Origin of the sequence: Flavobacterium adiutor (assembly GCF_048282555.1) — a bacterium.
Classification (GTDB): Bacteria; Bacteroidota; Bacteroidia; order Flavobacteriales; family Flavobacteriaceae; genus Flavobacterium.
In genome coordinates this window covers 3,378,498-3,391,998 of record NZ_CP182487.1, presented here as the reverse complement: position 1 = coordinate 3,391,998, position 13,501 = coordinate 3,378,498, and the positions used below count along the sequence as shown (strand labels likewise).

10 protein-coding genes are annotated in these 13,501 nt (G+C 33.8%); 1 reads left to right on the top strand and 9 read right to left on the bottom strand.

Going from position 1 to position 13,501, the window contains the following annotated elements; all coding sequences use genetic code 11:
* Window positions 1–106 precede the first annotated feature (106 nt).
* The 7 genes from ACNC7R_RS14315 to ACNC7R_RS14285 all read right to left on the bottom strand — a co-directional run bounded on the left by ACNC7R_RS14315 (window position 107) and on the right by ACNC7R_RS14285 (window position 10,997).
* Window positions 107–1,798 (bottom strand): AIPR family protein, encoded by a 1,692-nt coding sequence (locus ACNC7R_RS14315; RefSeq protein WP_417941746.1) that lies wholly within the window; start codon window positions 1,796–1,798, stop codon window positions 107–109.
* Between the two features lie 210 nt (window positions 1,799–2,008).
* A complete protein-coding gene (locus ACNC7R_RS14310; RefSeq protein WP_417941745.1) occupies window positions 2,009–3,208 on the bottom strand; it encodes an NAD(P)/FAD-dependent oxidoreductase in 1,200 nt (399 codons plus the stop codon).
* Between the two features lie 81 nt (window positions 3,209–3,289).
* Window positions 3,290–6,088, bottom strand: coding sequence for an AsmA family protein (locus ACNC7R_RS14305; RefSeq protein ID WP_417941744.1), 2,799 nt, complete (start codon window positions 6,086–6,088; stop codon window positions 3,290–3,292).
* A 12-nt stretch (window positions 6,089–6,100) separates the two neighbouring features.
* A complete protein-coding gene (locus tag ACNC7R_RS14300) occupies window positions 6,101–6,919 on the bottom strand; it encodes an MlaD family protein (protein ID WP_417941743.1) in 819 nt (272 codons plus the stop codon).
* 23 nt (window positions 6,920–6,942) lie between these two features.
* Window positions 6,943–7,722 carry an ABC transporter ATP-binding protein gene (locus ACNC7R_RS14295; protein WP_417941742.1) on the bottom strand — a complete coding sequence of 260 codons (780 nt, stop codon included), beginning with the start codon at window positions 7,720–7,722 and terminating at the stop codon, window positions 6,943–6,945.
* 1 nt (window position 7,723) lies between these two features.
* Window positions 7,724–8,482, bottom strand: a complete 759-nt coding sequence (locus ACNC7R_RS14290; RefSeq protein WP_417941741.1) for an MlaE family ABC transporter permease — start codon at window positions 8,480–8,482, stop codon at window positions 7,724–7,726.
* A 241-nt stretch (window positions 8,483–8,723) separates the two neighbouring features.
* On the bottom strand, window positions 8,724–10,997 hold the full coding sequence (locus ACNC7R_RS14285) for a glycosyltransferase (protein ID WP_417941739.1): 2,274 nt from the start codon (window positions 10,995–10,997) through the stop codon (window positions 8,724–8,726).
* A gap of 348 nt (window positions 10,998–11,345) precedes the next feature.
* Here ACNC7R_RS14285 and ACNC7R_RS14280 point away from each other — a divergent pair, with 348 nt between their 5' ends.
* A complete protein-coding gene (locus ACNC7R_RS14280) occupies window positions 11,346–12,434 on the top strand; it encodes a DNA topoisomerase IB (protein WP_417941738.1) in 1,089 nt (362 codons plus the stop codon).
* A gap of 2 nt (window positions 12,435–12,436) precedes the next feature.
* Here the strand turns inward: ACNC7R_RS14280 and ACNC7R_RS14275 are convergent, their stop codons facing one another.
* A complete protein-coding gene (locus ACNC7R_RS14275; RefSeq protein WP_417941737.1) occupies window positions 12,437–12,949 on the bottom strand; it encodes a DinB family protein in 513 nt (170 codons plus the stop codon).
* Between the two features lie 5 nt (window positions 12,950–12,954).
* Window positions 12,955–13,344, bottom strand: coding sequence for a VOC family protein (locus ACNC7R_RS14270; RefSeq protein WP_417941736.1), 390 nt, complete (start codon window positions 13,342–13,344; stop codon window positions 12,955–12,957).
* Between the last annotated feature and the right edge of the window lie 157 nt (window positions 13,345–13,501).

Here is a 13,501-nt window from a genome sequence, read left to right as displayed (position 1 = left end):
GCGAAGGCGGGGATTTTTAGCACTAAACTTCATTAGATGCACAAAACTTGAATTAAGCACTTCGCTGTTATAGAAGCACGAAACCCCCGCTTTTGCAAAAAGGCTGTTATGCACTGTATTTCTTGTGTAATTCGGCATTTATTAAATTATCAAATGATGAAGATTTTAAAGTGTTATTCAAATCTAATTTAAAGCTTGGATTTTCACTTATTATTAAATTAAGTTCATTAATAGAGGTCTCAATATGAGGTATCAAAATGTCAATATTATCTTCAAGATCTTTAAGATTTTGGTTTAGAACATCATTTACTAACCAATTGTCAGATTTTCTCCAAACAAATGCAGTCATTCTTGAAATATGAAATTGAGAGTTTTTAGCCAAATATCGCAAAGTCTCATCCTCGCTTATAACGTATTCAGAAGAATTAATGTAGGCAGCTGTTTTGTTTTTAATGAGGTAACTTATTATGAAAGCTTGAATAGGTGCAATTTTGAATATACTATCATAATAATCGCTCCAAATCTTATACTTCCTACTTCTAGAATCAGAAGGCCTTTTTAAAACAATCGCTAGATATGATGTAGCAGCAACTTCATTGGGAATGATTCTGTTTATGTCTTTGTCTTGATATTGTCTGGGTTTTCTTTCAAAGAAATAGTTGTGTATTTCAAAAGCTCTTTCAAAGTCTCTTTGAATTTTATCATTAGCTCGTAAATTTCTATTTGTTATTTTATTTTGATTGTTAGTTGTTAATACGACCTTGTCAACTAAACCCAAATCAGAAGTTTCAAATATCTTTAAAATCACATTTGTGTTATCTTGTAATAAACCTTCCTTTTCTGCAATTGCTAGAGAAGATGATGTTTGACAGCCATTGACAATCTGAAGGTTTTCGATTTTCATATGAGGATTGTCAGGGTCTGTTACTGGGTCTACTTTATCACAAACAATTGTTACACCATTATTAAGAAACCAAAAAAGCGGACTTGTTTCTTCATTTGAACAAGTTTCTTTTATGTCTTTATTAACTGTGCCTAAATTACCCAAATACTTTCTAACATTTAAGTCAAAAATAAAACCCTTGTCATCTTCATTAACGATTCTAGCAATTTCTTTTGCCGTGGTGGTACATATAATACCCTTTAAACCAAATGCGTGATATTTTATTAAAGATGGGGAGTTTGTGTCATACTTAATTTTAATGTTTGCATTTATTTTTTTGTTTTTCTTTTCTTGCGAATTAATCCTATCTACAATCTCAATAGCACCTATTGATTCAAATGAAAAAGAAGAGTAGGTACCATTATCAAATTGCTCAAATATTACTTTTAATTCTTGGTTATATTCGTCTGAGAGATTAGTAGATAGCCCATTAGTAATGTATGCAACTTCTACACTAACATTTGATGGACCTACAAGGTTAATTAAATCTTTACATTCTAAAATCTTATCTCTAAACTTTAAGTTTGATAAAGTTAGTATATCTGCTTTTCTGCGATTAAAAATCCAATTAAGTCCATTTCTAATTTGAATTAGTGAATTAGATGAAAAAGAGTTTTCATTTTTAACTTGGGATATATAAATGGTTCCTTCTCCATCTTTATTGTCAATAGTAATGTTGTCGATTTGTTTGTCCTGTCCACCGTCAACATCATCGTTTGGGTCAAATGAATGTACACTTGTGTCAGTGAAAAGACAATGTGCAAAAATTTGAAATGCTTTATCTTCGTTACTTAAGCCAAATGTCTCGTTTAATTTTTCGATTTGGTCTTGTACAATTTGTTGTCTGATGTCCATATTTATTATTGTATTGTCAGTTTTTTAATATAGTGCATAACTCGTTTATATGCGATACAAACATTCGCATATCTACCCAAATTTAGGTGTATATACGAAGGTTTGTTTCGTATTATTATTTTCTCAAATATATTTATTATTTCTTACAAATCATCAAACAGTATTTTAATTATCTAATAGGAAGGAATTAAGTTTTAAATGAATAGTAATTTACCTTCCAAATCGGTAATATTCTAAATCCGGATGTTTTTTGTTTTTTATAGAATGTAAAACAGAATTCATGGCCATAACGCTAAAAGTGATTCCGTTACCGCCAAATCCTAAAATGTAGTGTTCGTTTACATCAGGATCTGGTTTTCCAAAGTAGGGCAGGCCGTCTTTGGTCTCGCCAAAAGTACCAGCCCATGAATAATCTATTTTGAAATTAATTTTCGGGAATTTTTTTTCGAATTTATGTAAAAGAAACTTTTCTTTTCTGGGCAGAAATTTGTCACGTTTTACAGGATCCTTAAAATCTTCATCCGCACCGCCCATAATAATTCGGTTGTCAGATGTCGTCCTAAAATATAAATAAGGTTTAGAAGTATCCCATAAAATGACTTTCTTCAAAGCATCGGGTAAATTAGGAATGCTTTCTGAAGTAATAACGTAGGTACTCTTAAGATCGACTACTTTATCTTTAAGCGTTTCGGTACTTTCATATCCGCTGCAATGTATAATATGATTTGCTGTTATGGTGTGTTTATTTTGAGTTCGGGCCATCATTTTTTCTTTTTGCTTTTCTGTCGAAATGATATTCGTACGGTCAAAAATCTGCATTCCTTTTTTTTCGCAGTAAACATATAAATCATGCGCAAGTCTGTACGGATCCATCACGGCAGCTGTGTTAGATTCTATGGCTGCAATGGCATTTAATCCGTATTTCTCCAAATCCCATCTTTCCAGCCAGTTTACATCAAAACCATGCTCTTTTCGGGCATTAAATTCGTTTTTTAAAAAAGGAATATCTTTTTTAAAAGAGCAGAAATAAATGCTTTTTTTGAATTCAAAATGGCAGTCGCTTTTTACATCGTCTATAATTTTACGCAGGTCAAAGATGGCTTTTTTCCCGTTGCTATAGCTGTCAACTGCGCATTGTGTACCTCTTAAATTTATAAGTTCATGCAGCGGAACATCGATTTCGTATTGCAGCAGGGCAGTACTTGCTGCGGTACTTCCGTTGGCAATGTCACGACGGTCCACGACTACAACTTTTTTTCCTTCATTAATGAGCTGATAGGCAATCAGGGCACCGGTAATCCCACCTCCAATGATTAAAATATCCGTTTCAATATCAGAATCTAATGATGGGTAACTCGTATCCATTGCGTATTTTAAGGGCCAGAAACTTTCTGTTGAGCGTAATTTCATGTTTTTATGGCTTTGGCGTATATTTTTATATTATTGGGTTACGTTTTTTGATAAATGTGTTTTTTTGAACTCTATTTATTTTTACTTCACTTTTTCTTTCTTTACAACTCTATTGCTTTTTTCGTTGTAAACAGCACCTAGTATTTCTTTTCCTGTTTTGCTGAATATTTTTATTTTCGGGTTTTCGTGAGTACCGGTAATGGTTATAGGAAAACCAATAATCCCAAATGGCGGAAGCCCCAATCGCATTCTTAAATCCAGTAATCCGCTAAAACTGGTCGTTCCTTTTATAGTTGGTCTAAAACTGGCTACACTGAAAGTAAATGGTTCAAGGTGAATGAGGTTTTTATCAATTTTTGATTTAATTTCGATACCTTTCATATCAGGATTATTCAGACCATCCTGACCGGTTTCAGAACTTATTCCGTCAAATAATTTGAGACCTTTGATTTTTACATCGCGCAGATTGAGGGTACCGCCTCCTTCAAGAGATTCGTAAATCGGACTCATATTTCCGTCCAAATCGCCTTTTACTTTGTAATCTACAGAGATAATTCCATACGCTTTTTCGGCGGCAGTTACCATATCATGAAACATTGGAATTTCTTTGTAAGCTCTTTGAACACTGAAATCTTTGGCACGAAAATGTGCATCAAAACGAGCCGAAGTAGGAGATTCATTTGTGTATGACGCATCAACCACCAGTGCACAATCAATAATATTAAACACAGCATTTTGCAAGTAAAAATTGCCTTTAGAGATACCTGTTTTTCCTTTAAGATCATTAAAAACAAGACCATTATATTCGACTTTATCTGCATTTGCAGTAAGGCTGACATCTAAATTTTCAGGTATAATGACCACTCCGCTCATTTTTGGATGATCTTTTTTTGCATATTCTACTTCTAATTTTCGGTCTGTATTTTCACCTTTTTCCAAAGCCATAAATTCATCTACATTGATCAGTTTCGATTTCATATTGAAATTACCGCTTAAAGTTCCGCGTGATTCCAGGAAATAATTGATTGTATTTAAAAGGTATCCATTAATATTAAAATCTGATTTTCCATAAGAAGCGTAGAATTTCTCGAACCACATTTTTTCATTCTGAAATCTGAAGTTTCCCTGTTTAATAAAAAATGCTTTGGGAAAAAGTGCTGATGTTGCCTTGATGTTTTTTAGTATGATAGTTCCCTTATTGTTCAGCTTATCATATTGTCCGTTTGTAGCATAGCTTTGTTTTCCCTGAAGTGCAAGATCTGCTTTGGCATAACCCGAAACATCCATTCCTTTTCTTGAGAATACTTTGTAAATATTCCCTACGTTGAGTTCGCCCTTGATTTTTGCATTATACCCCAGATCACTAAAATCTGAAAGTGCGGCATTTACATACACGGGATTGCCTTCAAAAACAAAAGAAGCAGGGGCTACAGCAATAATCAAATCTTTGTAGGTACCAGCTTTATTAAGTGCATTGGCTACAAAAGTGATATCGGTAATTGGGTTAGGATATGAATCTGTTTTGAGCCAGCCATTACGTAATGAAATGCCGCCGATGGTTTTTGGGAATAGTTTTTTTGAAGTACTGAATGTGCCCTTTGCCTGAATATTGGTTTTTAAAATTCCTTTGAGTTCTAAACTGCTTAAGCCTATTGCGGCATCAACAGTTGCGAGGTCCAATGCGCCTTTTACGCTTGCATCTACATCCATTTCACTAAAACCTTTGCTTCGTAAATAAGCAGTGAAATAATCTTTTTCGCCTACTTTAAATTTAAAAGTTTTTAAATTCACTAAAAGCTTCTCTACATCAAGAGCAGGCATAATGGCATTCAGATTCATTTGAAAATCGGTTAAAGGGGCAGGGGCATTCTGATAATCGATAGCGCCTTCATTAACTTTTAGATTAAAAGCTAAGTCGGGCTTTTGCTTTTTAGATACATTGTAATTGCCTTTGAAAGTAAAAATCAAATCACTTTTTCCGGAAATTTCGGTTTCTTCAAGCCATTTTAAATATTCAGGAGGCATTACAGACAATAAGTCTTTTACGGTAGTGTTCTCTGAAGCAGCCTTGATATTGATTTTGTATCCATCTCTTAAAATGGTAAATAAACCGGTAAACTTTAAAGGCAGCTCGTTAATTTTTAATTCATTTTTCTGCAGAATGAAGGAAAGTGCGTTTGTGTTTATTCGTGTAATTAAATCGGCGCGCAATTCTTTTTTTCGGAGATATGCTGTCCGGTCGTAATAAAAATCGAAGTTATCGATTTTTGCATCTGTATTGAGATCGAAAATATCTTCGCTTAAATTCCCTTTTCCAACATAATTGAAACCTTTAGCATCAATTAGAATCTTAGCCGATCGGTCGTTATATTTGATGTGACAATCTTTAAAATCAATACGTTCCAGGCGAATTGCAGTTCCTTCTTCAGGGGCATTTTTATCCTTTTTTACATCTTTCGGAGCAATATAAATGTTATAATTGGCTTCTCCTTTTTGGTTGACCATTACATTTATATCTGCATTCGAAACGTATAGTTCATTAATTTTTACTTCATTATCAAATAATAGTCTCTTGATATTGATTCCAAAAGAAACCTGTTCAGCTTTTAGTAAAGTGTCATTTTTGAAAGGTACGGAGCCTGTAAGGGATAAATCGTCAAGTGAAACTGTGAGTGAAGGAAAGTGCGTAAAGAAGGAAAAATGAGATTTTGAAAATTCCATTTTACTGTCTAATCTTTCATTGGCAATTTTTTTTACCTGAGAAGCAACAGTACCCGGGAAAAGCAGCGGAATCAAAAAAAGTAACAGCAAAATACTTGCTATTACTATTCCTGAAAATTTTGCTGTTTTAAAGGCAATATGTTTGAATTGGGAATTCATGTGCGTAAACTTTTATTTATTCTCTTTTTTATTTTCCTCAGCTTTTTTAGCTGCTTCCTCCTCTTTTTTCTTTTCTTCTTTCAGTTTTTCTTCCTTTTCTTTCTCCGCTTTTTCAAGCTGTTCTTCCTTTATTTCTCTTGCTTCTTCCAGTTTTTTTTCCTTCTCTTTTTCTTTTTTCTTATAGTAACCTCTTAACAGAAAGTTGCTTTTGGCAGCTTCCATATTTTCACTGAATCCTTTTGTGCCTTTTTCAAGATTGTTAAGGGTTTTATCCATAGCGTCTGCCATTCCCGGATCGCTAATTAATTTTGACAGCGCCCCATTACCATTGTTCATGCTGTGGCTGAAAATCGCCAGTTCTTCTGAAATAATACTGACATTATCCATACTTTTTTTAACAGTTTTCATGATGTCACTCATTTCTACACTGCTAACTGAGGCAATTTGTCCGTTATTTTCAATCGCTGTCTGTGACTTTATGCCGGGAGTGATGGTAAGTACTTTATCTCCCATGAGACCGTCAGATCCAATACTTGCCCTAGCATCAGTTTTAATAAATTTGCGGACATCATCTTTAATGACCATTCCTACTACAACGGTAGAATCATTAACCAGCTGAATTTCGTCTATAGTCCCAATGTTGATTCCGGAAAATCGTACATTATTACCCACCTCCAATCCGCTTATAGTTTTAAAACTAGATGTAATTCGGAATGTAGATCCAAAAAGATTTTTTTGTTTTCCGATAAAGTAAACTGCGAGTATAAAAAGCAGTAAACCTATTGTTACAAACATTCCTAATTTCCAGTTATATCCAGATTGTTTCTTCATGATCTTTATTTTTGGTTTTAATTTTATTCAAAGAATGAGCGTACCCATTCGTCTTCACTTTTTTCTAATTCTTCGTAAGTTCCTTCGGCCTGTATTGTACCTTCTTTTAAAACGATAATACGATCAGCGGTTAATTTTGCACAAGCCATATCATGTGTAATAATGATTGCAGTGGTTTTTTGCTTTTGTTTGATATCTAATATCAATTCGCTGATTTCTCTTGACGTAATCGTATCTAATCCGGTAGTGGGCTCATCATATAAAATAATTTCAGGCTTTAAAATCAGAGTACGTGCCAGACCTATTCTTTTGCGCATTCCGCCTGATAATTCAGATGGCATTTTATCAATTGCATCGCTCAGTCCTACATCATCCAGGGCTTCCATAACTTCTTTCTCCACTTCATCCGCACTTAAATCGCGCTTGTGTTTTCTAAGGGTAAAAGCGAGATTTTCTCTTACTGACATCGAATCGTATAAAGCCCCGCTTTGAAACAAAAATCCAATGCGAACCCTCATTTCATTGAGTTCCTTTTTTTTAAGTTCCAATACATTTTCACCAAAGACGTTTATTTCGCCTTTATCAGGAGTAATAAGTCCGACAATGCATTTTATGGTTACCGATTTTCCGGAACCTGAGCGTCCTAAAATGACTAAGTCTTCGCCTTTTTTTACGGTAAAATTTACTCCTTTTAAAACCTGGTTATTCTTACCAAAAGTTTTATGTAAATCTTTGATTTCGATTATGGGATTTTTTTTACCTGCATCGGTTATAGGTTCTGTATTTTCTTTTTCTTTAATCATCTTAAAAAAATAAATCGGTTATCTGAACGGCAAGCATATCAATAATGAAAATCGAAAGAGAAGCTGTTACAACTGCAGAATTTGCAGCCTTTCCAACACTTTCTGTCCCGTTGGAAGCATTGAATCCTTTGTAACATCCAATCATTCCAATAAAAAATCCAAAGAAAAAAGTCTTTATCGTGGCGGGAATCAAATCCAGAAACTCAAGTGACTGGAATATCTTTGTGATGTATCGGTAGAAGCTCATATCACCATGTAGATTAACACCTATATATCCTCCGAAAATTCCAATTGCATCTGCAAAAAAAACAAGAATCGGAACCATTAAAGTGGTAGCAAGGATTCGGGTAACAACTAGATAATTATAAGGATTAATAGCGGAAACTTCCATGGCATCAATTTGTTCGGTGACCTTCATAGAACCTAATTCAGCTCCAATTCCGGAGGATACTTTTCCGGCACAAATCAAAGCGGTGATTACGGGTGCAATTTCACGAATTAAGGAAAGAGCCACCATACCTGGCAGCCATGATTCGGCACCAAATTTTACTAAGGTAGGTCTTGATTGCAAAGTAAGTACCAGTCCCATGATAAACCCTGTTATGGCTACTAATGGCAATGATTTATAACCAATAATATAACATTGTTTGAGGAGTTGTCTGGTTTCATAAGGTGGGACAAAAAGCTCTTTAAAAAACCGGACTGCAAACATTGTTGCATTTCCTATATCTTCGAAAGTATTTTTTAAGGTGAGAATCAAAATGTTTAGATTTAGAGTTATGTGTTTTGAAAATCAGTTTTTTAACAATTGTATGTTCTTTTTTAATTATAGTTGAAAATTACTTCTTTACTTGTTAAAATTCTTTACACAACTTTTTTACAACCTTATATAATTTTCATTCGGGCGCAATAATTACATAAAAGTAACGTTTAGCAAAAGTCCTGAATAAAAAAAAATCCCTTTCGTTAAAAAGGGATCTGGTTTTAAACAGGTAAACACTTTAAGAATTTATGATGAGGTCTGCCTTTGCTTTAACAATGTCAATTACCTTGCACTCGGCTTCTTTAAAATTTTCCATGATTAATCGGGCTGTCAGATAACAGACAGTTGATTCTGCACCCTGGTTAAGATTTATATTGTCTTTTTCAAGACCGTCATATCCACCACCACTCACCGGATTATACATAATCTGATTTAAATGATTTTTACCTAAAAACCAGTTAAATGCGGTTTTCATGTATTCTTTGTACAATGGATTTTTGAATGCATTGTAAAAGCCATTTAATGTCTGAATAATGTATGAAACGTCAATTGGTTGTTCTCCATATTCTTTAGGTTCAGAACCTTTATGATACCATCCGTTATTTGAAATAACTTTGAAACCATTTTTCGTGAACATTTTGGAAAGAAGGAAATCAAGGGATTCTAATGCTATTTTTTTATAAATAGGCTTATTGGTTGCCAAATAAGCGTAAAGCATCGATTCAGGAAGAATTCCGTTTCCGTATGTTAAATAATTTTCGAACCATTTCCAGTCTTCAGTGGCATGAATTTCGTAATTCGAAATCAGTTTAGCATTTAATTTATTGATGATTGCCGAGACATATAGGTTAGGAATTGCAGAATGGTACAGATACAATCCTTTTGTGGCAAACCCGATTGAACGCGGCGACTGAATCGTTTCAGCCCAAGGCAGACTTTTCAGGAAACATTCTGAAGCTTTTTGTACCATATTTTCAGGCAAAATATCTTTCATGGCAATCACGCTTCCTAATGCCCAGATGCCTCTTGCGTTTGAATCTTCCAGATTAACCTCAGCGTTTTGTTCAATATGTTCTCTGTTGTGTTCGTCAACATAATTAATGAAGCTTCCGTCCGGTTTTTGGCAACGGTGAATAAAATCCAGATAAATCAGCATATAAGGCAAATCATCTTTGTCTCCTGTCAATTTATAATGCATGCCAACGGCTACCAGTGCTCTGGCATTATCATCAAGAGTATAACCGGAAGACAAATCAGGAATCGAAATGTTACTGAATTGAATCATGCCTAATTCGGTTGTCAGTTTTTTAACGTGTTTCAATTGAATTTCAGGATAATCAAATTCAATCACAGTATCGTTTTCAATTAGATTAGTGTATCTGCTCATGTGTGTTATGGCAACATTTTCCCATGAAGATGCTCTCATTTTGCGGAAAGCATTTTTACCCATTTCTTCTCTTAGATTATCATCAGAAAGCAATTTAAGTGTTGCTTTAGCAAACTGGTCAACATTTCCAATATCAACTAGAATACCACAATCTGAACTTAGAACTTCTAAAGTATGAGGAATTTTTGAAGCAACAAGAGGACATGCACAGCTCATCGCATAAGCAAAAGTACCGCTTACAGCCTGATTTGGATCTTTTGAAGTAAATAAATAGACATCAGTTGCTTTCAGATAATCCAAAAGCTCATTTGTTTCTAAATATTGATTGATGAAACGAACATTGTTATGTAAATTTAATTCTTCAACAAGTGCTTCTAATTTATTACGGTAATGATCAATACCGTCTATAATTAAATTAGGGTGCGTTCTTCCTATAATCAGATACAGAACATTTGGCTCTTTTTCTACAATTTTTGATAAAGCCTGCAATCCGGTTTCAATATTTTTTCCTTCACCCAGGAGTCCAAAAGTAGAAAGTACTTTTCTGCCTTCAAAATTGAATTTTTGTTTTGCCTGTTCAGGAGTTTCATAGACCACAACGTGCGTTCCGTGAGGTACGCAGGTGATAGTATCTTTCTGAATGTCATAATCTCTCATTAGGATTTCCTGAGATTGATTAGTCATCACAAAAACAGAATTGCTATAACTTAAAAGTAACTTTACAAAAGTTTTTAATTCCTCATTTGGATTTTGGATAACACTATGGAACGTAAAGGTTACTGGTTTTTGTATAGCATTTAAAAACTCTAATAAATAATCTCCGTAATTACCGGCAAATAAACCAAATTCATGCTGAATGTGTACCAGTTTTACCAAATCGTCATTATTGATTTCTTCGGCTACTCTTACATAATCTTCCTTGTCGTTTGTATTTAATGTAAAAGCCTGAGTTGGATTTTCTTTAGGAGATTTTACCAGTTCACAAATTTCACAGCTGATTGAATTTCCATATACGTCCATAATCCCTTTGATGGTATCTTGTGTATAAGTAGCAATACCACATTGAGTCGGCGGATACGTAGACATGAAAATAATTTTCGATTTAATAGTTTGTAGCGTTTTCATTGGGATCATTTTATTTCGTTTAATAAATCATTCGGTTCATATAAGAAGCAAAGGTTTTTAATGTTTTTTTGTAACCAATTCTTTACTTAATTTATTTTGATATAAAATTATTTTAGAAGCAAGCCTGTACTTAATCCAATCAGCTAAAAAATTAACTCAAAAGGTTTCAGATGGGAATTATGTAAAACTATACAGCTTGTAATTAGTGTTTTAAAGTTAAAAAAAAAATCAATAAGATTAATACTATATTTTTTATTGTATGAAATTTATGATTTATTTAAAAAACTGTAAATCAAATACTTGGTTTTTGGTTATACCTGAAAAATACCCCTTATTTATTATACAAATATGAATACAAATACACAGTTCAAAGATAAATTAATGACCCTTTTAATCACGAAACCTCAAAAGGCTATAGAAAAACTAGATTTAGTTTATGTAAGTGATAAATTAATGCCCATAGAAAGATGTAAAGATGGAGATACTTTTGTTTACAAAAAAAATGGGAAAAGTATTAAAAAGAAAAGCGAATTAAAACGCATTCACAGTCTGGTTCTCCCACCAGCGTGGAAAAATGTCAGGATTTCGGATTTATCCAATGGTCATCTTCAGGCGGTCGGACTGGATCAGAAAAACCGAAAGCAGTATCGCTATCATCCAAAGTGGAATTTAATCCGAAACCAAACCAAATTTTATAAAATAGCCGATTTTGGGAGAATGCTCCCCGTTATAAGAAAACAGGTCGATTCTGATTTAGAAAAAAAAGAATGGTCAAAAGAGAAAGTCGTTGCCCTGGTTATTCGTTTAATGGAAGAAACCCATATCAGGATAGGAAATGAAAAATATGCCAAAGACAATAAATCTTACGGACTTTCTACACTGCGAAAAAGACACATTAACATTGATAAAAACGCAATAAAATTTGAATTTACCGGTAAAAAGGGGATACAGCATACGATAACAATCCGAAATAAAAAGCTGATTAAATTAGTCAGCAAATGTGAAGAAATTCCGGGTTGGGAGGTTTTTAAATACTACGATGAAAATGGCGAAAAGAGAATTATGGACAGTCACATGGTCAATGTATATCTGCATGAAATATCAGGAGAATATTTTAGTGCCAAAGATTTCCGGACCTGGTCAGCATCTGTTATTTTCTTTGAGACATTAATGGAATTAGGGATTGCAGAAGATGAAAAGGAAATCAGGAAAAATATTTTGACTGCTTTTGATGTTACCGCTGAAGCTTTAGGAAACACCCGAAATGTTTGTAAAAACTATTATGTGCATCCGTTATTGATTTCAACTTATGAAGACGGAACGATTAAAGAATATTTTGAGAAATTTAAAAAAAGCCGCAGTAACAGACAATATTTTTCCCGTACCGAAACAGTATTTTTAGAAATGATCCAGCATTATCAGCCGTTATCTGTTTAAGCTTACGGATTGTTTTTTAATGAAATATAGATGTTTTTTAGCTGATAAGTATGTCTTTGCGTATGGAAAACCCCAAAATGAAGCAACTCATAGATAGTTAAATTTCCTATGCCTGGTATTTCAAAATCCACACAGGTAAGCGTTAAATCATAATTCCCGGCTATGCTCAGCATTTCATTTTTGATCTTTTGAAGCGTTGATAAAAGAAGAATTTTGTCGTATTCTTTAGTTTCCGGATATATAAAATCTGGGGAATCATATTTTTTGTCTAAATCAAGGAATATTTCTTTGAGTCTAGCAATCTTAGCATCAGCTGGCTGATCTGCCTTTTTGGGATTTGAATCACAAATTTCAGTAAAGCCAGATGTTGCTTTTATAATATGTCGGGTCACCTGGCCAGCAGTCCAGCTTCCTTCAAACGGAATGCGATTAATCTCCTCTTGTGTAAATAGAGAAATTGTTTCGTTTAATTCTTCAAAAGCTTTGGTAATTTCTTCTTTTAGTTCCGTTTTCATAATTTTTAATTAAGATGTGAATTATTTACAGAGGTGATCCACCATACATTTCCAAAGGGATCTGTTACGCCACAGGTTCTTCCGTAATCCTGATTGCTTAATTCCATCAAAGAAACTGCCCCATTTTTTATTGCTTTTTGATAGGTTTCATCTGCATTAGGGACATATACAAACAGGTTTGCTGTTTGTTTTGTCCAGTCAGTAGTTTCATCGGTTACCATTATGGTACTGCCGTTTAGGATAATTTCGGCATGCATGACAGTTCCGTCTTCCCGAAGGGATTTTGTAGTAGTTTCAGTAGTACCAAAAACTTTTTTTGTAAAATCGATAAATTTTGAGGCGCCCTGCAAAATCAAATATGGCATGATGGTCTGATGTCCTTTTGGTAGGTTCATTTTGTACTATTTTAAAGTTGAATCTTAAAATTACGATTTTTATTTTATTGTTTTACCCGTTGGGTGAAATTATTTGAGTTAAATTAAAAACGATTAGATATTGGTCAAGACACTGCAAAGCAGTATCTTGAAGTCGCTAAACAACCAATATCCATGT

Coding starts and splice junctions, on each gene's coding strand:
- ACNC7R_RS14315 (WP_417941746.1), bottom strand. CDS start 1,798: ATGGACATCAGACAACAAATTGTACAAGACCAAATCGAAAAATTAAAC.
- ACNC7R_RS14295 (WP_417941742.1), bottom strand. CDS start 7,722: ATGATTAAAGAAAAAGAAAATACAGAACCTATAACCGATGCAGGTAAA.
- ACNC7R_RS14285 (WP_417941739.1), bottom strand. CDS start 10,997: ATGAAAACGCTACAAACTATTAAATCGAAAATTATTTTCATGTCTACG.
- ACNC7R_RS14275 (WP_417941737.1), bottom strand. CDS start 12,949: ATGAAAACGGAACTAAAAGAAGAAATTACCAAAGCTTTTGAAGAATTA.
- ACNC7R_RS14300 (WP_417941743.1), bottom strand. CDS start 6,919: ATGAAGAAACAATCTGGATATAACTGGAAATTAGGAATGTTTGTAACA.
- ACNC7R_RS14310 (WP_417941745.1), bottom strand. CDS start 3,208: ATGAAATTACGCTCAACAGAAAGTTTCTGGCCCTTAAAATACGCAATG.
- ACNC7R_RS14305 (WP_417941744.1), bottom strand. CDS start 6,088: ATGAATTCCCAATTCAAACATATTGCCTTTAAAACAGCAAAATTTTCA.
- ACNC7R_RS14270 (WP_417941736.1), bottom strand. CDS start 13,344: ATGAACCTACCAAAAGGACATCAGACCATCATGCCATATTTGATTTTG.
- ACNC7R_RS14280 (WP_417941738.1), top strand. CDS start 11,346: ATGAATACAAATACACAGTTCAAAGATAAATTAATGACCCTTTTAATC.